This window comes from Labrys wisconsinensis (assembly GCF_030814995.1).
GTDB lineage: Bacteria > Pseudomonadota > Alphaproteobacteria > Rhizobiales > Labraceae > Labrys > Labrys wisconsinensis.
The window spans coordinates 324928-345628 of the sequence record NZ_JAUSVX010000007.1; the positions used below are offsets into that span (position 1 = coordinate 324928).

Here is a 20701-nt window from a genome sequence, read left to right on the forward strand (position 1 = left end):
TGCTCCGGCAGGCTGTTCCGGTCCATGACAGCCTCAGTTCGCAACGGAGACGTCCTGCCAGCGGATGGAGAAGTCCTGCACCGGCGCAAGGCCGGTCACACGGTTGCTCATCACCCGCAGGCGATTGATGTGGAACGGAATGAGCGTGCCCCCGTCGTCGAAGAGAATATCCTGCGCCTCGCCATAGAGGGCCTTGCGCTTCGCCGGATCGAGCTCCTGGCGGGCAGCCGTCAGGACGTCGTCGAACCGGGCATTGGCGAAAGCCGACTCGTTCCAGGGTCCGCCCGTCCGGTAGGCCTCGTTGAGGATCTGGTCCGCTGGGCGTTGCGACCAACGGACCATGACGAATTCCCGCTTCAGCCAGACCGTCGAAAAATAGCTGTCCGAGGGCACGAGCCGGATCGCGATGCGCACGTTGGCGGCAGCGGCCTGCTGCTGATAGACCTCCGCCAATCGCGGAAAGACCTCGTCGACGCCGGACGTGTACAGCGTCAGATCGAGCCCGTTCGGAAAGCCCGCCGCCGCGAGCAGCCGCTTGGCCTCGGCAGGGTCGGGCGGGCATGTGCGTACGGTGCTGTAGGGGTCGCCGGACCACGCCGGCGTGTCGCACGAGACCTCGCCGCCGCCCTCGCCCAGCACGAGGCGGACCATCGTGCTGCGATCGGCCAGGATGCGCAGAGCCTTGCGGACCCGGGCATCGGCGAAGGGCGGCACGTTGGTGCGCATGGCGATGCCGCGCCAGTCGCCCGTCTGCACCGGCTGCACGACGAAGCCGTCGCTTTCCTCGAAGAGCGCGCGCTGCTGCTGGTTGATCGACAGCACGAGGTCCAGCTGCCCGGCGAGCAGGGCCTGCACGCGGGCCTGCTGATCGGGCATGTTGATGATCTCGACGCGGTCGATCTTCGGCCTTCCTTCCCAATAGCCGTCGAAGGCTTCGAGAACCGTGGTGCCAAGCGTGTCGAGCTTCACCAGCTTGAAGGGCCCGGTGCCGATGCCGGAGGCGTTGGCGACGTCGGTGTTGCCGCTGTCGTGCGCGGCCGACAGGATCCGGACGCGGTAGTCCATCAGGAGAAGCGGAAAATCGGCGTACGGCGTCTTCAGGTGGATGCCGACCGTATAGGGGTCGACGGCCTTGACCGTATCGATCAGCGACAGGACCGACCGCAGCGGGCTCTTCAGCTTGTCGCTGTTGATCCGGGTAAGCGTATAGACCACGTCGGCCGCGCCGAAATCGCTGCCGTCGTGGAACTTGACGCCCCGGCGGAGCGTGAAGGTCCAGTCCCGCGCGTCTGCGGAGGAAGACCAGGCAACCGCGAGATCCGGAGCGGGCCGGCCATCCTCTCCCGCGCGCACCAGCTGGCTGTAGATCATCTGGTTGGCGATGTAGAAGCGCACCGGCGAAATCGGATCGAGCGAGTCCGCCCCGCGAAAGCTGCCCTCATTGGCGAGCCGGAGCGTGCCGGCGGTCGCCCCGTTCAGGAGGCAGAGGCCGATCATCGCCCCCGCAAGGAGCCTGACCATGATCGAGATGCGTCTGCGCATGGGAGAGTTTCCGCGCTGAGTGGTGTGTCGCGACGATATCCGTCCGACCGGCGCCCTAGACGAGCAAGGGCGTCAACAGATGCTGCTCCGCGGACGCTCGCTCGACCGTGCCCCCGTCGCCGTCCCCGCAGGCGGCCAGGAGCGGCGTGCCCGTCGTCGCGACGTGCCACATGACGCGCTCCTCGGTGCTCTCCCACCCTTCGCGCCCGTGCAACGTCGCCAGATTGTCCCAGATGACGAGGTCGTTCTCCGCCATCCCCGCGCCCCACCAGCAGGTCTGCGTCAGCACGAAGTCCCAGAGCCTGTCCATGATCTCGCGGCTCTCGGCGAGATCCATGCCGACGATAAGGGTGTCGCGACGACGGGGCAGATAGAGCAACGGCTTTCCTGTCGAAGGGTGCCGGCACACGAGCGGGTGGCGTGTCCCCTCGCGGAGCTTGTCCATGCCGATCGAGCCGCGGCGCAGGAACAGGGCGATCTCGTTCGGATTGTTGTGGACGGAATGGATCGCGCTCAGCGGCGTGATCGTCGCCTTCAGATCTTCGGGCATGCGCCGGAAGACCTCGACCATGTGCAGCCACATCGTCCGGGGCGGATTGGCCGGCGCCTTGCGCCCGAAGAAGAACGTCTTGGCCGGCGGCGCGGGCTGCGTGCAGCCGTCGCTGTGCCAGATCTGCTGCGACGAGTTGTTGACGTCGCCGAGCGGGCGTCCATCGGCGGCATAGGCGTTGGAGATGACCTTGATCAGCGGATGCTCCTCGACATGGAGGGCATCGACGTTCTCGGCCCGCTTGAGATTGACCAGGGTGCCGAAATGACGGGCGAAGGCCACGAAGCGCTCGGGATCGACGGGCTGGTCGCGAAACCGCAGCACCAGATGACGGTCGAGCGCCGCGCTCACCTGCGCAAAAAGGTCCGGATCGTCGCGATCGACGATCTCTGCAAAGGAGAGGCCACTCACATCAGCGCCGAGGTGGGCGGAAGCCGGACGCACCGAGATCATTCCATCGCTCCCATGCGTGGGTCCGCCGGCGGATCGCAAGACGGCGGACGCTGCTCATGTCAATGCAGGGCGCCGATCGTGGCGGCGGCACTTCGTGTGTTATAAATTTAATATATTGCTTTTTCACGTTGGTTGGTGACGTGTGGACGACAGGAGTGTGAAGTTGCTTGGACCACTCGGCAATTGGTCTCGCGTTATACTGAGCCGACTAAATACATCGCCGACAGCCACCTTCGTCGACGACGTTTCGGGTCGGGTTCGACTTTCCCGGCCCCTCGCCGCTTTATTGCGAACGCTGGGCAGCAATGGAATAATCCGGGCGCAGAGATCGTCCGGCCCGCAACTCGGGTCGTAGACCTTGCCGTGCGGCCCGAAAGGAGCGCAGCCGATGACGCAAAACGACGCGCACTTTCCCTGGCGCCGCGTTTACAGCACTCTCCAGACGCGCATCGTCCGTGGCGTGATGGCCCAGGGGCAGCAATTGCCGGCCGAAAACGACCTGGCCGATGAATTTCAGGTCCATCGCAACACGGTGCGGCGCGCCATCGAACGGCTGCGCGAGCAGGGCCTGATTCGCGTTCAGCACGGTGTCGGAAGCTTCGTTCGCGAACAAACCATCGTGCATTCGCTCGGGCCGCAGACGAAGCTGAGCGCCACGCTGCGGCGGATCAACCGGGTGGAGACCCGCCGGGTTCTGGACAGTGGACGCGTGCGCGCCGGCAGCGAAATCGGCCTGGCGCTGGGCGTGCCGGCCACCCGGTTCGTCCATCGGATCCGCATGCTGAACCTGATCGACGATCATGCGGCCATTCTGTCGAACATCTATTTCCCCTTGCCTCGCCTGGACGGCATCGGGGTGGCCCTGGAAGAGACCGGCTCGATCACGGAAGCGTTGCGCCGTTGCGGCGTGCCGAAGTTCACCCGGCGGGAGAGCCGCCTGTCGGCGGCGATGCTCTCGCAGCCCGATGCGGCCTTGCTGGAGCAGCCGCGCTCCGTGCCGGTTCTGTCCGTGCGGAATGTCAATGTCGATGAGGAAGGCCGGCCGGTTCAGTTCTCCCACTCTCTCGCGTCGTCCCGCTGGGTGGAGTTCGTCGTGCAGTTCGACGGCGTGCCCACCGGCTGAAGCGTTTTGCGATCGGGTGGACTCGCCGGGACCCGCAAAACGCTTCAGGCGACGCGCCGCCCCTCGCGCCAGACGCCTTTGACCACCGGCACCGCGTCGATCCGCGCCAGGCGCACCATATCCGCCCGAAAGCCTGGTGCGAGGACGCCGCGATCCTCGAGCCCGAAGATGCGTGCCGGCGCCGCGGAAATCATGGCGACCGCCCGAGGCAGCGACGGTCCTCCCGGGCGATCGGCAAGCATGAAGACCGCATGCACCAGGCTGGCCGGCACGTAGTCCGAGCAGAGGATCGCCACCATGTCGCGCATCGCCAGGTCCGCGACCGAGACATTGCCGAAATGCGAGCCGCCGTTGACGATGTTCGGCGCGCCGGCGATGATCGTCAGGCCCGCCGCATGGGCCGCCGACGCGGCCTCCTGCGTGATCGGAAATTCCGAGATCGTCATGCCGAGCTCGACGGCTTCGTCGATATGCGCGGACCGCAGGTCGTCATGGCTGGCGATGGTCACGCCGCGATCCCGAGCGCGCTCGACGAGCCAGCGACGACGCTGCGCGCAGAGCGGCGGATCGTTCGCCAGGCTCGCCTGCAGCCGGCGCTCCAGGTCCTCGTCGCCGATGGGGCCTCGGTCCCGCAGCAGCTTGCGATAGCGGTCGGGACCGTTTCGCTCGGCGCTGTCGTCGAGAATCGTCAGGAAGCGCAGCGTCGGATCGTCGATATGGGCGGCGAGCCCTGCTTCGAGATCGGGATCGCCGAGATCGCAGCGCAGATGCAAGAGATGGTCGACGCGCAGGAGCCCGGCGGCGCGCGCCGTCCGCACTCCTTCGACCATGCCCGGCAGGAGGATCTTGCGATGGGGCTTGCCCATGGCGCCGAGGCAGAGCGAGTTGAACACGGTCGTGATGCCGGCGGCCGCGATGATGGCATCATGGGCCAGGACAGCGGATACCGGCGGCCAGAACACGCCTGCCCTCGGCATGGCGTGCTTTTCCAGATGATCCGTGTGGACATCGACAAAGCCCGGCAGCAGAAAATCGCCGTGGCAGTCGATGGCCGACGGCAGGGCGCTCCCGCCCCGCTCGATGGCAGCGATGCGCGTGCCTTCCACGCACAGCCGCCCCTCGATCACCTCCGATGCGGTCACGATGCGCGCATTGGTGAAGACCTGTGGGGCCAGGCCGGATTCACTGCCCACCTGGGGAGCATCTCGCCACATTCTCGTCACTCCTTCAGCATGTCGGCAGGTTCCGGCAGGCTCGGCTCGAGGCCGCCGCCGGCCTGGCGCCTCGCGCGTCCGGCCGCCGCCTCGATCCGTGTTGCGCAGGTATCGGTGTCGGAACAGACGTAGCGGCGGACGCCGCCATCATCGACGGCCAGCTCATCGAGATAGGTGTCGGCGGATCCGCAGGCGGAGCATCGCGCCGGCCAATGCTGCACGGCGAAGGGATGGTCGTCGAAATCGAGGCTCCGCACGCTGGTATAGGGCGGGATGGCGTAGAGTCGGCGCTCGCGACCGGCCCCGAACAGCGCCAGGGCCGGGCTGCGATGGAGCTTGGGATTGTCGAACTTCGGAATCGGCGAGGGCGAGACGATATAGCGGTCATGGACCTGGACGGGATAGTCGTAGGCGATGGCGATGCTTCCAAAGCGTGCGATGTTCTCGTAGAGGAGCACCGACATCAGGCCGTAGTCGCCGAGGCCATGGATCAGGCGCGTGTCGCGTTCGCGCGGCACCAGGCGGCGGAACGGATCGGGTTGCGGCACCTGGAGCACCAGGATCTGATTGTCGCGAAGCGGCACCTCGGGAATGCGATGCCGGGTCTGGATGATCGTGGCCAGGCTGGCGCGCGGCGTCGTCTGGACGCCGGCGACCTTCTGGAAGAAGGACCGGATGGTGATGGCATTGGTGGCATCGTCGGCGCCCTGGTCGATGACCTTGAGCACGTCGCCCGGCATGATCAGGCTCGCCGTGACCTGGATGCCGCCGGTCCCCCATCCGGGCGGCACCGGCATTTCCCGGCTCGAAAACGGCGTCTGATAGCCGGGGATCGCCACCGCCTTCAGGATGGCGCGGCGAATCGACCGCTTCGTCTGGGCATCGAGATAGGCGAAGCCATGTCCCGGACTCGCGTTGAGATCGCCGAAGGGATCGGTCGTCACGAGACAGGCTCCGTGGTTTCGGGCGCCGCGCGGCGCGCCGCAAAGTCCGATCGCAGCTTGCGCATGAGCTGGAGCTCCGCCTGGAAGTCGACATAGTGCGGCAGCTTCAGGTGCTGGATCAGCCCCGAGGCATCGACGTTGTCGGAATGCGCCATGACGAACTCCTCATCCTGCACGGGATGATTGGCGTCCTCCCCGAACTCGGCCGCGCGCAAGGTGCGGTCGACGATGGCCATGGCGATCGCCTTGCGCTCGGACTGGCCGAAGGCGAGGCCGTAGCCGCGCGTGAACTGCGGCGGCCGCGCTTCGTCGCCCGGGAAGGGGTCCAGCATCTGGCACTCCGTCGCCGCGATCTCGCCGATCGCGACGGTGATCCCGAGCTCCGGGATCACCATGTCCACCAGCACGTCGCCGAAGCGGATTTCGGTGATGAATGGATGGGTGCGGCCATATCCGCGCAGGCTCGAATAGGCGAGCCCGACGAGGAAGCCTTCGTCGGCGCGCGCCAGATTCTGCAGGCGCTCGCCGCGGGACGCCGGAAAGCTCACCGGCTCGCGCGTGAGGTCCCGGGGCGCCGCCTCGTCGGTGCCGACCGGCTCCATCTCCGCGATCTCGCGTTCGGGGCAGTCCCGCCGCTCGAGCGCCCCGTCCCGGCGCAGGAGGCCATCACCCTCCGGAGCGGCCGGGGGCGCCTCGCCGAGAAGATCGAAGTCGATGAGCCGGTGGGTATAGTCGTAGGTCGGTCCGAGAATCTGGCCGCCCGGCACGTCCTTGTGCGTCGTCGAGATGCGGCGGCGGATGGTCATCCCGGCCGGGTCGACCGGCAGGCTCGCGCCGAAGCGTTCGAGCGTGGTGCGCGAGGCCCTGAGCAGAAAGATCGCCTCGGCGAGATCGCCTTGCGCCTGCTTGACCGAGAGCGCGGCCAGCGTGCGGTCGTAGAGAGCACCTTCCGCCATGACCCGGTCGACGGCCAGCCCCAGCTGCTCCTGGATCTGAGCGACCGTGATTTCGGCCAGGCTCGGATCGCCGCGGCGCTTGGCGGCCAGAAGATCGTGGGACGCTGCGATGGCGGCCTCGCCGCCGCGAATGGTCGAATACATCGCTCAGCTCCGCCGTGTCGTTCGTGGCAGGCCGACCACGCAGGCCCCGTCCGTGACGAGGATATCGACACCGAGCGGAAAGCTGCGGCTGTTGCGATCCCATGCCGGCCAGAACCACGCCGGCAGGCCCTCGGGCGACAGCGTGGTGCTGGTCTTGATTCCGGGGCCGAGCAGGCGGACCGGCGATCCGCCGACGAGGCTCGCGACGCACAGGACCAGCGTCGCCGAGCGGTCCGGGTCGTTCGGCTCCCCGGGCCGGAAGGCTTCCAGCGGCGGCATCGCGTCGACGCCGCCGATGAGCGCGAAGGAGGCCGCGCCGGGCTCCTCGGCGAGGGGCGCCGCGCACGCCAACTCCAGGTAGCGCCGGACCGCGGCGACACGAAAGACGGCGTCCAGCCAGACGGGCGTGTCGAAATCGAGCAGGCAATGCGCAATGGCCGCCACGGCGGGCGGCAGCGGACATGCCGGCTCCGCGCGTCCGGCCAGCGCGACGATCTCGCCGGGCCGGCTGAGCGCGCGCAGCAAGCCGCGAAACGCCTGGGCGTCGGCATGGACCGTGCCGGGCGCGGGTCGCGGCGCCAGGCTGGGCGGCGATGCGATGTTCATCACGACTCCTCGCGCACCTGCATGAAGAACTCGACCTTGGTCGCATCGGCCGCCGCGGCCGTCCGCTCCCGCCGCCGCCGGATCCGGTCCTGAAGGTCGGCGAGGACCGTGATGGCGCGGGCGTGGGCCTCGCCCGTGGTCTGCAGGACGGCATCGAGCATGGCCGCGATCGCGGCATGGCGTCTGTCGCGGCCGGCCACGTAGGCCAGCCCGACAACGCCCCCCTCGATCGCCAGCGAACATCGCGTGACCGTCATTTCCCCAAGACCGAACAGGGCGCCGCCGCGGTTGGCCCGCCCGCGCACCATCACCGCGCCGGTCTCGGGAGACCGGATCCAGGAAAAGGACGGCACGGGCGCGAACTCGGCCCAGTGGCGATCGAGATCGTCCGGTCGGGACAGCGCAAGAATTGTCATCCATTCGCTGCGGGTCATCACAATGGCGACGCTCGACATCCTTGGGCCGCAGAGCACAGTTCTTTGGAAGATATCCGGCTTCGCAACAGGCGTATGAAGGCTCTTGGATCAATATTGCTGTTGTCCAACCTGTTTCGTCGGCCGAGCGGGACTTCCCCCGCATTCGGAAGCGGCACGACGGCCGGGCTCGAAGCCTCGGCGAACTCAGGCGGGCGTTGCCATCCATCGAGAACGGATAGAATTTCACCCCATTCGAACGGCTCAATATCCATTGTCGGTGAAAATATCTTTGCAACTCGCAACGTCATGATGTAGTATAAACAGATACTGAAAGCTTTTATAAGTTAAACACTATTCAATATGCCAATTATGCCCACAGATATTCGATGCGACTACCTATATAAATCGCTCGAAAGCGCCAGCGCGCGAGGAGATCATCCGTGGATATTGCTATCGTCGGAGCAGGAGTGGTCGGGTCCTCGATGGCCTTTCACCTGGCTCGGGCCGGGGCGAGCGTCACGGTCTATGAGGCGACGCGCCCGGGTGCCGGCGCCTCGGGGTGCAGCTTCGCCTGCATCAATGCCTTGGCAAAGCGGCCGCGCTTCTATTTCGAGGAGCACCGCGATGCGCGCCGATATCTGCAGGAACTGCTCCGGGACCTCGACGCAAGTCATCTCCTGCATCTCGGGGGCACGGTGCGATGGGCGGCGGGCGCCGGCGAGCAGGCGCAGCTGGAAGGCCTGGCGGGCGAGGTGGCGAACTGGGGCGAGACTGTTCAATGGTTGAGCGCCCGGGCGTTCGCGCAAGTCGAGCCGGACCTCGCCATCCCCGCGACGGCCGACGTCCTGCTTCTGCCGGACGAGGGTTGGCTCGATCTGCTGCGGTTCTCGGCGCTGCTGCTGAGGGCGGCGGCGAATGCCGGCGCCGATGTCCGGTGGCCGGATCCGGTCGTCGCCCTGGAGCCGAGGGGCGGGCAGATCCACGTCACCTCTTCGATGGAGTCCCGCGCCTTCGACTGCGCGGTCCTTGCCGGTGGACCATGGATGTCGGATCTGTCCGTCCTGGGCGTCAGGGCCGTGCCGGTCACGGTCGAGCCGGGGTTGCTGATCACGACCTCCCCGCTCGCCGTCGACCTCCGGCATGTCGTCTATGCCGGCGCGATCCATGTTCGCTCCGACGGGAGCGGCCGGCTGATGGCGGGCTCGGCCGCGATCGGCATCGACGACGCGCCAGCGCTGATGTCCGGCCTGGGCGAGATTGTTCCGATCTGTCGGAGGCTTGCGCCCGAGTCGGTCCGCATCGGCCTGCGCGCGGTGCCACGCGATGGGCTGCCGATTGTCGGCCATCTGCCCGACGAGCCCCGCATCTACGTCGCGTCCATGCACAGCGGTGCCAATCTCGCCGCCCATGTGACGCGCTTCGCGGCAGCCGAGATCCTGCAGCAGCAGGCGAGCGGGGCTCTCCAGCACTACCGGCCGGAGCGGTTCGCGGCTGACCCCGGCCTCGTCGCCGGGAATTGAACCGGGGCAAGGACCCCGATGGCGGTTGAACATCAGCATTTGCCGCGATCGGCCTCGATGCCGACGCGACGCAGGCTGCCGGCCATGGCCGTGCCTCGACCCTGCCGGGCATCCGCGCGCTTGCCGAGGTGGGGGATCACGCTGCCGGCGACGACCACTGAAATGCCCGCAGCTTCCACCGGTCCCGGAGCGCGGCCCGAGACGGCAACCGCGACGATCGCGCCAAGGCCGGGCCCCACGGCTGCGTAGAGCGACACCCACGCCACGTCGATCCGCGAGAGCGCGAAGCTATAGGCGAGGTAGCTCGCTGCCGACGACACGAAGATCAGAAAAGCGAACGACGGCCAAAGGCCTGGGAGCGCGGGGAGGCCCGAGACATCGCCGACGAGTACCAGGCCAAGGCCGGTGAGCAAGGCCCCGCCGGTCACCTGCAGGGATGCCGCCCGATGCCACGGCAGCACGACCGTGTTCAGGTGACGGCTGATCGCAGGCCCGACGGCAGCGCACGCGATGGCGGCTAGAACAAGGGCGAATCCGGCGGCCTGGTTGGCACCGACCGGATTGCGCTGGACTGCGAGGAGGACGAGCCCGGCAAAACTGACGGCGAGGCCGTATTTCAGGGTGCTTGGCGGCCTCTCGCCCAGCAGGATCACGCCGACGAAGGCGGTTGCGGGAGGCTGCAAGGCCCATAGCAGGACCAAGGTCACACTGTCGAGCCGGGCCGCGCCCGCCACGTTCAACAGGAGAACCACGCCGGGCTGCAGCAGGCCCAGGCCAAGGCCTTTGGCCAGGGCGCCGGGTGCAATGCTTCCTTCTTTCCACAACATGAAGCTGATCAGCCAAAGCACGATGGCGCTACAGCCGAGCTGAACGCTCAGAATGTGCAGGACGGAGATAGACTCCGTAAGGCTCTTTTGAACGAGGAAGCCAATCGGAGCGATACCAAAGGAGAACATGGCGGCAAAATGGCCGCTGGAAGCCGCCCATCCCGGCGATCGCAGCTCGAGGTGTCTTTCCATCGTTCAACAACTCGGGTATCGCAGGTGACGTCTTCGTGGCACGACGTAGAAGACGGCGACTGCATGGGCTCTCTAGAGAGGAATGAGCGTAACCGTTACGGTCGCTTCGGATTCCAAGACGGTATCGCGTCGACCGGCATAGTGTTCATCGGCCCAGAGCTCCATTCCCCGCATCATGCGCTCGTAGACATCATCGGGGATGTCCCAGCAGATGCTGACGATTCGCTCACGGAACATGCTCAGGAGCTCTTCGATTGTCGCTTGCACCGGCCAGCGCGCAAGGATGATGGTCGTCGTGGATGCGCGCGGCACGCCGAGATGGGCCAGAACGCCCTCGAGCCCCCCGGAAAAGCCCCGATGCAGGCGGCCGGCCCCGTATTCCAAGGCGAGCAGTTGCCATTCGATGTCGAAGGCGCGCCGCAGGATCGTGGTCGTCTCGGATTCGAAGATGTAGAGACCACCGGGTTTGACGACACGACAGATTTCGTTCAGGACGCCTCGCCAATCCGGTACGCAATGCAGCATGCCCGCGGTTATGGCCACATCATGCGAGGCATCCGGCAGGGGAAGCGCCGTGCCGTCAGCCTCGATCAGGTCCATCCGGGCGGCTGTTCCGTCGAGTTTGCGCCGCAACTGCGACAACATGCGCGGCGAAATATCGATGCCGGTGTAGGGATAGCCGCGCTTTGCGATCGGCAGCGCAAAGCGGCCGGTGCCGATTCCCGGTTCGATGAAGCGGGCGCCCGGAGGAACACCCGCCGCGGCGAGAATCCCGCTGGCGATCGTCTCGTCGACACCGATGGGGAATCCGCGTGTCGCATCATATCGCTCCGCGATCACGTCGAAGGAAACACCGCTCATGACTGGCACGCCTCCGCAATCGGTCTGACAACGCCGCCGCATGGATGGTGTCGTCGGCTCGGAGGGGCCGATGCCGATCGGCGCCGGCCCACGACGGCCGGCACGCTCACCCCTTGCTGGCGAAGATCGCCTCCGTCTGATAGGGCAGCGAGATATGTCCCGACGCATCGCGATAGCGATCGAAGAGCGCGAGAGCCTCGTTCACCAATCCATCGTGCCCGTCCGACTTGATCGCCTTCTGGACGACGGTCGACGAGAGCACCAGCCCGCGCATGGCATTCCGGTCGAAGGACTCACGCCATAGCCAGGATTTTCGAGCGACATCGGTGAATTCCGGCCGCTGCAGGAGCTCGTCTTCGAGCTCGACCTCTTCATAGGTTCCGCGACTGTTCGGGCGACGGTCGCGCTCATAGTCCGCCACGCGGCTTTCGAGGAGAGCGAGATAGGCCGGCAGGAAATCGCTTTCCGCGTAGCGGAACTTGTTGTGGACGAGGGCGAGCAGGCCTTTCGGCTGCAGCACGCGCGCGACCTCGCGATAGAAGGGCGGCCGGTCGAACCGCGGTGCGGCGCCGGCCGCGCAGACAACCTGGATCGACCCGTCCTCGAAGGGCAGGTCCTCCGCAAGGCCGTCGACATAGCGGATGGAGCGCTCACCACCCCCGCCGAGCTCGACGGCCCGCCGCCGCATGTCGGCATTCGGCTCGAGCCCGACCACCTGCATGGACGGCGCCAGACGCTCCGCGAGAAGGCGCGTGAACAGCCCTGTGCCGCAGCCGATGTCGACGGCCACGTCCGCCGTGGACGTGCCGGCCGGGCGGCGCCGGTTGATCTCCGCGACCGCCTCCGCCGAATAGGCGGGACGATGGTCGTAGAACTCGGCTATCCCGTCAAACTCGGTCCACTGATTGACGTCGCTGCGGGTGCTGATGGTCGTCGCGAGCATTGGAGACCTCCGTCACATGAGATGGCCGGGCTGGGCCGACCGGGATCGCCCGTTCTTCGCCGGTCAAGTCGACGATACGGCGAGGACGTCGTGGTGATGGCCGTGGGGAAGAAGCGCGGCGACGCGCCTCAGCGCCTCGTCGAGCTCCGCACGGTCGCTCTGCTTGCCGATGGTCAGCCGGACGGCGGGGACCTCATGCGCGCTTTCGGTCGCGAAGGACCGGCTGCCCTGCACGATGACGCCCGCCTGTTCCAGCGCATGGACGAATTCGACCGAGGATCCGCGGCCGGCCGGGACGGCGAGCCAGACATGCAGGGCTTCGGGCTTCGTCATGTGCGGAAAGCCGGCCAGAGCCGCGGCGACGATGCGCTGGCGCGCCGCGGTCTCGTCCCGGATGTCGTTCAGGACCCGCTGCGCCGCACCGCTGCGGATCCATCTGGCCGCAACCGCCGCCTGAAGCGGCGCCGGGAACCAGGTCGACATCAGCCGGAGCGGCTGCACGATCTTCTCGGCCAGCCGCGCGCTGGGGGCGAGCACGTAGCTGATCCGCAGGCCGGTCGCGACGCATTTGGCCAGTCCCGCCGCATAATAGGCGACATCCGGCGCCAGGGCCGCGATCGGCGGCGGCGCCTCGCGGGGCAGCAGGCCGTAGACGTCGTCTTCGACGATCGGGACACCGTGCCGACGCGCCACTGCGGCAAGCTCCAGCCGCCGCACCTGCCCCATGATGGCCGTGGTCGGATTCTGCAGGGTCGGCATCACGAACAGGGCGCTGGGGCGCTCCTTCCGGCAGATGCTGTCGAAATCGTCCGGAAGCGCCCCCTCGCCGTCCATGGCGACCGTTGTGGTCCGCATGCCGAGCAGCCGCGCATAGGCGTGGATGCCGTGATAGGTCAGCCGCTCCGTCACCAGCAGGCCGTCCCGCCCGACGAGCCCGGCAAAGAGCAGGAACAGCGCGTTCTGCGTGCCATTGGTCACGATGACCCGGTTCGGGTCCGGCACCTCGCGCAACCGCATCGCCAGCCAGGCGGCGCCCGCGGTGCGATCGCTCTCGAAGCCGGCGAAGCGATGGTGCCGAAGCAGGCTATCCGCTTCATCGTCCGCCTCGATCTCACGCAACGTGTCTTTGAGAAGATCCCCGAGATAGGGCGGCATCGGCGGCGTCGTGCGCGTGAGATCGATGACCTTGGTGATCTGGCTTCCGTCCATGCTTGCCTCCAACTGTTCAGGGCCGCCACGGCGCGCCTTCGTGCGGCGCGTCACTGGCAGGCGGACCGCCCGCCATCGACGTTGAGGATCTGTCCGGTCACGAAGCCGGCAGCCGGCGAGCCAAGGAACAGGACCGCCGCAGCCACGTCGGCCGGTTGCGCCAGACGCCCGAGCGGGATCGGCGTGACGGCCCGCTGCAGCCAGGACGGGTCAGCGGCGAGGCTGCGGTTCTTGTTGGTCAGGACCGGACCGGGCGCGACGCCGTTGACGGTGATGCCGTAAGGGGCGAGCTCGGCGGCATGCTGCCTGACGAGCAGCGCCAGGCCGCCCTTGGCGCAGCAGAAGGCGGAATAGCCGCGCCCGCTGAGGCCGAGCATCGCCCGCAGAGACAGGAGATGGATGTGCCTGCCGCCCTGCGCCGCCGCCACCTGCCGGGCGGCGACGGCCTGCGCCAGGAACATCGCCGCCTTGAGATTGACCTGATAAACCTGATCAAAGGCCTCCTCGGTGACCTCGAGCAGAGGCTGCTCTCGCTGCACGCCGAGACAGTTGACGAGCAGATCGATGCTCCCATGCTCGCGCACGGTTTCGTCGACGACGGCGCGGAAGCTCTCTGGGCGCCGCGCCTCGAGCACGATACCGGAAGCCGACGTCCCGGCCTGGCGGGCGAGACCGCCGGCGACCTTCATGGTCCGGGCGGCATCGTGGCCGGCGATCGCCACGGCAGCGCCATTCGCCGCCAGCGCCGAGGCGACGGCTCGCCCGATCTCCCCGTAGCCGCCCGCCACCAGCGCCACCTTGCCGGCGAGATCGAAGAGCGCCATGCGATCGAGGCCCCGCGTCAGGTCGGCGGCAAGATCCTCCCCGTCCGGACAGGTCGCCGCAACGCTCGCCGGCGCCTCGAACCGCGCCTGCGTCCCGGTCGGCGTTCCCGCGCTCATGCCATCCGCACCGCTCGCCATCGCGCCTCTCCGAATTGACCGATGAAGACCGGCCCCCTGTGCTCGTCGGCCGCAGCTCCAAGACGGACCGTGCCGTGCAGCGCGCCGTCGGGCGCCGCCATGCCCTCGAAGCTGTAGTAGTGGGACATCGGCACGTGCCGGTGCACGGCCGTGAACGAGACCCGGCGGCCTGCGACATGGCCCGACACCGAGCCGGTCGAACCGGCCGCAACCTGCTCGCCACCCAACCGGTCGCCGTGCTGGGCAAGGCGCAGCCGATCGCCACGATCCCGGTGGAGGAAGGCGATCGACAGCTGCCATTCGCCGGTCAGGTCGGTTTCAGCGGCCGGCGCCTCGGCGACGGCGCGGCGACGGCCCCCCTCGCCCAAGGCGCGCGCCAGCATTCGCGCGACCAGCAGAACCTCGTCGTCCCCATGCAGATTGAAGGCATCGAGAACGACGAAGTCCTCACCGGCCCAGAAATCATGGATCAGGACCCGCGGCGAGGATGCCAGCAGAGCCCGGCGAAGATCCTCGCCGGTCCGCGACGAGGCCGCGCGGGTCCAGGACACGCGCAGCCGCGGGACCGAGACCGAGGCCCCCGCCGGGATCAGGGTGGTGGCGATGCCCGGCGCGCCCGCCAGCGCGTCGGCGAGCAGGGTCAGGCGACGGGTGCAGAGCGCTTCTTCGTGCGCGCCGGCCGCGCCGGCCATGTCTCCCAACCGAAACCAGCGTTCGACGGCGGCGATCGCCCCGACGATCTCCTCCTTGCCGACCTTCATCGGGCGGCCGAAGGCCTGATGGGGGGCCCCGTTGAGCCAGGCCGCCCGACAGAGCGGCCCTGACCCGAGCAGGAGCCCGGTCGATTGCGGCCCGCGCAGATATTTCCCGCAGGAATAGGCGACGAGGCTGGCGCCCCGGCTGAGCCATCTGTCGGGGCGATCCGGCCGCAGGCCGGCCGCGTCGACCAGGATAGGCACGTTCGCCTTGCGGGCGAGCGGGACGATGTCGTGCAGCGGCAGCAGCGTCTGCGGCCCTGACCGTCCCAGCACGCAGATCATGACGACCTTGTCGTCGATCACGGCGGCGAGCTCGGCCACGCTGGCGACGGCGACGATTTCGGCGCCGGCCATCCGGATGGCGCCGTCATAGTCGAAACGCTGGTCCGCCGGAATGACGACCCGGTTCGGCGCGCCCTGGACGTGCGGCAGGCGCAGCATCAGCGCGGGGTCGTTCCCGGCGATGCAGGCGGCGGTCGCGAGCGCCAGCGCCGCGGCCGAGCCCGCGGTCACGATGCCCCATTCCGCCCCGGTCAGCTCGGCGACCCGCCGGCCCGCGCCCTCGGCGAGCTCGTCGAGATCGACGAACGCGTCGGCCGCCGCCGCCATCGCCGCGAGGACGTCCGGCGCGGGACTGCTGCCGCCATGGTTGGTCCGCACGCCGGCGCAATTGATCACCGGCTCGACGCCGAGCGCCCGATAGATCCAGCCGGGCCGGCGATCCGCCGGCGCGGGCCGCCCGGCCGGTCGAGCCCGAGGGACGAGGATATCCATCACGCCCATCCCTGGATGGCGAGGGCACCCGAGGCCAGCACGCTGAAGACCGTCACGACGCCGTACATCGCTCCGCTCAGCGCCGGCACGCGGATCGACGACACATGCAGGATCGCCAGCGCCAGGAAGACGAGGCTCAGGACGGGTGGGAACAGATCGGCCGGCAGCCAGCCGCGCACGAGGAACAGGACGGCGAGGACGGGGACGTCGTAGGACAGGGGCACGCCGGTGAAGCGGCCGTCGCTCGACAGGCCGAAATTGCTGAAGTAGCTGAGCCGCAGAGCCCCTGCGAGCACGAGCGCCGCGCCGGCGATCGAGGCGAGGAGCCCTTGCCGGCCCTCCTGCATGACGACGATCGCCGGAAAGATCGCGCCGTAGAGAAGATCCGCCAGGCCGTCCAGGCTCTTGCCGATCCGGGCGGTATCCGCCGCGCGGTTTCGCGTCCGCACGGCGACGACACCGTCGAGATGGTCGCAAAGCATCGCCCACAGGACCGTCGCCACGGCGAGCTCCAGGTGCCCGGACAGGGCGAAATGCAGGCCGAGCGCCGAGAACAGCAAGCCCGCCGCCGTGATGGCATTGGCTGGATCGGCGAGATAGCGGACCATTGTCTCCTCCCCCGTCGCAAGGACGTGTCACCGCGCCTCAAGTCGGCAGCAGCGTGCCCGACAGGAACATGGCTTCGGCGGAGCGCAGATCCTCCACGCTGTCGACCTCGTACCACTTCAAGTCGCCGCAATTCACGGCTGCGAGGGCCAGGCTGCCGCCGCCGACGAGGCCCGCAAGCACCTCTTCGACATAGGCCCTGGTCGCGCCCGCGGCGACCAGTCCGCCGAGGGCCGGGACGAGAAGCTCGCGCAGCGTGGCGCCGGTGAACCGGAACAGATTGATGGTCTTGAACAGCTCTTCCCGCGCGAACTGCCCGCCGGTCTGTTTCAGGCGAAAGCCTTCGACATATCCCGTCGGCGACAGCGTCACGGCAGTCCCCTCCATCGCAGCGGTGAACGGCGCAACCGCGGCGACGTCGCCGGTCGGACAGGCTGCGAGGCGCTGCAGGAGGTCAGGCGCGAAGAACACGTCGCCTTCGAGCAACACGGCGTCCCCGGCGGCGGACAGCGCCTCGCGGGCGAGCCAGAGAGAATAGGCGCTGCCCGTATGCTCGAAGACCGAGGATTCGACATAGGCGACGTCCATGCCGCGGAAGCGGTGACCGCAAGACGCCCGGATGGCGTCCTTGCGGTACCCGACGACGATCGTCGTTTTCTTCACGCCCGCCTCCGCGAGAGCGCCGAGGGCATTGTGCAGGATCGGCACCCCCCCGACGGCCACGAGCGGCTTGGGGCAGTGGTTCGTCAGCGGGCGCAGGCGCGAGCCCAGCCCAGCGGCGAGAATGACTGCCTGTGTCGGCAGGCGCGGTATGGACATGGCCGGCTCCTTCGGCGATCACGCAACCGCCCGTTGTGGGCGGGCCAGGGCGTTGAGCGTTGTGACGAGGCGCGTGAGGCCGCGCTCCAGAAGGTCGGGAAGGACGCCATAGGTCAGACGCAGACCCGCCGCGTCGCCGAACGCACTGCCCGAAACCGTGGCGACGCCGGCCTCGGCGAGCAGCAGCCGGGCAACGTCGTCGGCATCCGCGACCCCGCCGTCGCGCGGCCGCGCCGCGAGAAGGTCGGAAAGATCGAGATAGAAATAAAAGCCGCCCTGGGCCGCAACGACGGGCACCTGGACGAGTTCGGACAGGATGGCCAGACCACGCGCGCGCTGGCCGCTCAGCCGCTCCCGAAGGTCATGGGCAAAGGCATCCGGCTCGTCCTGCAGCAGGTGCGCCAGGACGGCATGCTGCGCGATCACGTTCGGATTCGAGGTGGTATGGCTCTGCACCGCCTTGACGGCCGCGATGACGTCCTTGGGCCCGGCCACGTAGCCGAGCCGCCAGCCGGTCAACGCCAGGGACTTGGAGAAGGAATTGACGATCAGCGTGCGATGCCGCAGCTGCGGTGCCGTCCTGACGAAATTGTGGTGCTCGAGCGGCGGGTGCACGAAGCTGCCGTAGCACTCGTCGAAGATCACCCAGAGATCGTGCAGCGCAGCGAGCTCGGCGATGTCGCGGAGCAACGCCTCGCCGAACACCGCGCCGACCGGATTGCTGGGCGTGTTGACGACGATGGCGCGCGTCGCCGGCGTCACCGCTTCCGCAAGCTTTTCGATGCTGGGCACGTAGCCGCTGGCGCGGGTTCCGACAAGGACGGGCCGTGCGCCGACGAGCCGCACCTGGGCGGGAAAGGTCGCCCAATAGGGAGCCGGGATGATCACCTCGTCGCCGGGATCGAGGAGGGCCAGCGCGATATTGAACAGGGCCTGCTTTGCGCCGGCGGTCACCGCGACTTCATCGGCAATCCAGGCGTGGCCCGTCTCGCCGGAGAGGCGTCTCGCGATGACCGCGCGCAACGGCTCGATGCCGACGGTTTCGGTGTAGCGGTTCTCGCCACGCTCCAGGGCGGCGAGCGCCCCCGCGACGACCGCGTGAGGCGGCGCGGACGCCACTTCACCGGCCGAAAGATCGACGATCTCCTTGCCCGTCGTCGCGAATGCCTTGGCGGCGGCCCGCGCGCCTGCCGTTCCCGATGTCGCGACCAAAGTCATGCGCTGCGCTAACATGGGCGCTTCTCTCACCTTCGAATGTTGGGTGGATTTCAGGACTTGCGGCGCCGTCCTGCCGGCGTCACGCACCGCCGAGGCCTGACGAGAGGTAGCGCTTCTCGGCGGCTGCGAGCTCGTCATAGCGCAGAAGGCCGAAGACCTCGTCGAGGCTGGCGATGTCGCCCTCGATACCGGCGATGCCCTCCTCGGACAGGATCCGTCCGCAGACCTGACGCATGGCCGCAACGGCCGCACGCATGGCGTGATTGGCCCAGATGACCGTCGAGATCCCGGCGGTCCGATAGACCGAAACCGGCGTCCGGTAATATTTGGTTGGAACGATGATCAATGGCAGCCGGTTCTGCCACAGTTGCGCGAAGGCCAGGATCTCATCGGCCGTGCTCAACCGTGAGTGGATCAGGATGGCGTCGGCCCCCGACTCGGCATAGGCATGCGCCCGTTTCAGCGCCTCCTCCTGACCATGGCCGGCAATCAGGGCCTCGACGCGCGCCACCAGAACGAAGTCGCTGTCGCCGACCGTATCCTTCACCGCACGCAGACGCCCGCAGAACTCCCCGATCTCGGCCAGGGGATGATGGTCGCCGACGAAGGAATTCATCTTCGGAAACCATTTATCTTCCAAACAGATCCCTGCTGCGCCCCGCTGGCACATCTTGGCAGCGACGAGCCGGGCGTTGTTGAAGTTGCCGAACCCGGAATCCCCGTCGACGAGGATCGGCACCTGCACCGTCTCGGCCATGCGCTCGACCGCGTCGACCATTTCGCTCCAGGATGCCTCGTTGGCATCGCGATAGCCGAGGCTCGATGCGATCGACAAGCCGGAGGCCCACAGGCCCCGAAAACCACAGCGCTCGGCTATCGTAGCGGAAAGCGCGTCATGAGCTTCCATCAGAAATGACAGCTCGTCGGACAAGACAAGCTTGCGAAGGCTCGAGGCCCTGTCGGTTCGGGCTCGAGCGTCGACGCCGGTGGGAAACCCTGGAGCGTACATGGTCGTCTCCCCGTCATATTTCCCGTCATCTGCCCGTCACATTTCAAGACTCTAGGCTTGACATTGTAAGCTGGCAATGGAAGTTTGCGATGTCACATATGATATATCACTTTGTAATCTGACGCGGTTCTCAAGTGCGTTTCGAGGCGCCGTCGCTCAAATGGTCGGCGCATCGTACAGTGTAGGGGGACGGTCACGCGGTCGCCTCGGCGCGAGATTCCGGGCACCTTCTCAGTTTGAGTCACGGGGCTGGCGATCGACCGGAGTCCTAGTCGCATTGCGCTTCGTCGGGAGCGCGAATGGACGCCGGAAGCTGCGGAGCACAAGGCCGTGGACAATCATCTTCTGCGTGATCCTGGCAAGAGCGATCATGTCTACAGTGCGCTCAAGCGGCTCGTGACGAACGGTCGGTTCCGACCTGGCGAAAAGCTCGGCATTCGGAAGCTTGCGGATGATCTGGGCGTCAGCACGACGCCGGTTCGGGAAGGTTTGATCAGGCTTGCCTTGGAGGAATTCATCCTTACGTTTCCAAGCGAAGGATTTTTCACCAAGCCGTTTGATGTCGAAGAGGCCAAGGCCGATCTTGAGCTGGTGTTCATGATCGAGAAATACGGTATCGAAGCAAACATTGCTCATTTTACGCTTGATGGCCTTCGCAATCCTTTGAATGAAATTTCAGGCGATCCCGGCAACGACATCTCGAAACTGGTTCTCTTTCTCGAGCAGCTGACGAGGCGTTTGAGCGGCCTTTCCGGCAATGAAAAGGCTACGCGCGTTGCCGACCGAACCAACGAGAGGCTCCACTACATCAGGCTCGTCGAACTGGAGCGCCCCGCCAATAGGCATGAGATTCTTACTTCCACGGGACAACTGATCGAGCAGCTGCTGAAGCGATGCAGCGATGAAGCGGTAGCGTTGCTTCATCATGCGCTGGAGCGGCAGGTGCGTTGCCTGCCGGAGATCGTGAACGAGGCGAACGGCCGGGCTCTCAAGGCATCGCCGCAGGTGGCCTAGATGCCTTGCGACCGGCTCGGCATTGGCCGAAGATCGACATT

The 20701-nt window shown here is 67.2% G+C and carries 20 protein-coding genes; 3 read left to right on the top strand and 17 right to left on the bottom strand.

Features of this window, described 5'->3' with window-relative positions:
• Positions 1-33: 33 nt before the first annotated feature.
• A complete protein-coding gene (locus QO011_RS20195) occupies positions 34-1542 on the bottom strand; it encodes an ABC transporter substrate-binding protein (RefSeq protein WP_307275529.1) in 1509 nt (502 codons plus the stop codon).
• A gap of 55 nt (positions 1543-1597) precedes the next feature.
• Positions 1598-2545, bottom strand: coding sequence for a TauD/TfdA dioxygenase family protein (locus QO011_RS20200; RefSeq protein WP_307275532.1), 948 nt, complete (start codon positions 2543-2545; stop codon positions 1598-1600).
• 388 nt (positions 2546-2933) lie between these two features.
• Between QO011_RS20200 and phnF the strand changes: the two genes are divergently transcribed.
• A complete protein-coding gene (gene phnF, locus QO011_RS20205) occupies positions 2934-3668 on the top strand; it encodes a phosphonate metabolism transcriptional regulator PhnF (protein ID WP_307275534.1) in 735 nt (244 codons plus the stop codon).
• 44 nt (positions 3669-3712) lie between these two features.
• Here the strand turns inward: phnF and QO011_RS20210 are convergent, their stop codons facing one another.
• Genes QO011_RS20210 through phnG form a run of 5 tightly spaced genes read right to left on the bottom strand, consistent with a single transcriptional unit; the run spans position 3713 to position 7987 of the window.
• Positions 3713-4861: an alpha-D-ribose 1-methylphosphonate 5-triphosphate diphosphatase gene (locus tag QO011_RS20210; RefSeq protein ID WP_307275536.1), complete on the bottom strand. Its 1149-nt coding sequence runs from the start codon at positions 4859-4861 to the stop codon at positions 3713-3715.
• A gap of 26 nt (positions 4862-4887) precedes the next feature.
• Entirely contained in the window at positions 4888-5826 is a 939-nt protein-coding gene (locus tag QO011_RS20215; RefSeq protein ID WP_307275538.1) for an alpha-D-ribose 1-methylphosphonate 5-phosphate C-P-lyase PhnJ, read from the bottom strand.
• Complete coding sequence (locus tag QO011_RS20220; protein WP_307275540.1) at positions 5823-6926, bottom strand: carbon-phosphorus lyase complex subunit; 1104 nt, start codon at positions 6924-6926, stop codon at positions 5823-5825. The genes QO011_RS20215 and QO011_RS20220 overlap by 4 nt, the downstream gene beginning before the upstream one ends.
• Positions 6927-6929: 3 nt before the next feature.
• Positions 6930-7532, bottom strand: coding sequence for a phosphonate C-P lyase system protein PhnH (phnH, locus tag QO011_RS20225; protein ID WP_307275542.1), 603 nt, complete (start codon positions 7530-7532; stop codon positions 6930-6932).
• Positions 7532-7987 carry a phosphonate C-P lyase system protein PhnG gene (gene phnG / locus QO011_RS20230; RefSeq protein ID WP_307275545.1) on the bottom strand — a complete coding sequence of 152 codons (456 nt, stop codon included), beginning with the start codon at positions 7985-7987 and terminating at the stop codon, positions 7532-7534. The genes phnH and phnG overlap by 1 nt, the downstream gene beginning before the upstream one ends.
• A gap of 401 nt (positions 7988-8388) precedes the next feature.
• Here phnG and QO011_RS20235 point away from each other — a divergent pair, with 401 nt between their 5' ends.
• Positions 8389-9468 (top strand): NAD(P)/FAD-dependent oxidoreductase, encoded by a 1080-nt coding sequence (locus QO011_RS20235; protein ID WP_307275548.1) that lies wholly within the window; start codon positions 8389-8391, stop codon positions 9466-9468.
• A 32-nt stretch (positions 9469-9500) separates the two neighbouring features.
• Here the strand turns inward: QO011_RS20235 and QO011_RS20240 are convergent, their stop codons facing one another.
• The 10 genes from QO011_RS20240 to aepX form a co-directional block, all read right to left on the bottom strand.
• Positions 9501-10487: a DMT family transporter gene (locus tag QO011_RS20240; protein WP_307275551.1), complete on the bottom strand. Its 987-nt coding sequence runs from the start codon at positions 10485-10487 to the stop codon at positions 9501-9503.
• Positions 10488-10559: 72 nt separating this feature from the next.
• Positions 10560-11348, bottom strand: a complete 789-nt coding sequence (locus tag QO011_RS20245) for a class I SAM-dependent methyltransferase (protein WP_307275554.1) — start codon at positions 11346-11348, stop codon at positions 10560-10562.
• 106 nt (positions 11349-11454) lie between these two features.
• Positions 11455-12291, bottom strand: a complete 837-nt coding sequence (locus QO011_RS20250) for a class I SAM-dependent methyltransferase (RefSeq protein ID WP_307275557.1) — start codon at positions 12289-12291, stop codon at positions 11455-11457.
• 63 nt (positions 12292-12354) lie between these two features.
• Entirely contained in the window at positions 12355-13500 is a 1146-nt protein-coding gene (locus tag QO011_RS20255) for an aminotransferase-like domain-containing protein (RefSeq protein ID WP_307275559.1), read from the bottom strand.
• 50 nt (positions 13501-13550) lie between these two features.
• Positions 13551-14462: an SDR family NAD(P)-dependent oxidoreductase gene (locus QO011_RS20260; protein WP_307275562.1), complete on the bottom strand. Its 912-nt coding sequence runs from the start codon at positions 14460-14462 to the stop codon at positions 13551-13553.
• Positions 14438-15994: a hypothetical protein gene (locus QO011_RS20265; protein ID WP_307275564.1), complete on the bottom strand. Its 1557-nt coding sequence runs from the start codon at positions 15992-15994 to the stop codon at positions 14438-14440. Before QO011_RS20265 ends, QO011_RS20260 begins: the two co-directional genes overlap by 25 nt.
• Positions 15994-16602, bottom strand: a complete 609-nt coding sequence (locus tag QO011_RS20270; RefSeq protein WP_307275567.1) for a CDP-alcohol phosphatidyltransferase family protein — start codon at positions 16600-16602, stop codon at positions 15994-15996. Before QO011_RS20270 ends, QO011_RS20265 begins: the two co-directional genes overlap by 1 nt.
• 37 nt (positions 16603-16639) lie before the next feature.
• Positions 16640-17419 carry a phosphocholine cytidylyltransferase family protein gene (locus QO011_RS20275; RefSeq protein WP_307275572.1) on the bottom strand — a complete coding sequence of 260 codons (780 nt, stop codon included), beginning with the start codon at positions 17417-17419 and terminating at the stop codon, positions 16640-16642.
• A gap of 18 nt (positions 17420-17437) precedes the next feature.
• Positions 17438-18652 carry a pyridoxal phosphate-dependent aminotransferase gene (locus tag QO011_RS20280; RefSeq protein ID WP_307275575.1) on the bottom strand — a complete coding sequence of 405 codons (1215 nt, stop codon included), beginning with the start codon at positions 18650-18652 and terminating at the stop codon, positions 17438-17440.
• A gap of 64 nt (positions 18653-18716) precedes the next feature.
• Entirely contained in the window at positions 18717-19646 is a 930-nt protein-coding gene (gene aepX / locus QO011_RS20285) for a phosphoenolpyruvate mutase (protein WP_307275577.1), read from the bottom strand.
• 330 nt (positions 19647-19976) lie between these two features.
• Here aepX and QO011_RS20290 point away from each other — a divergent pair, with 330 nt between their 5' ends.
• A complete protein-coding gene (locus QO011_RS20290; RefSeq protein ID WP_307275579.1) occupies positions 19977-20660 on the top strand; it encodes a GntR family transcriptional regulator in 684 nt (227 codons plus the stop codon).
• Positions 20661-20701: the final 41 nt, after the last annotated feature.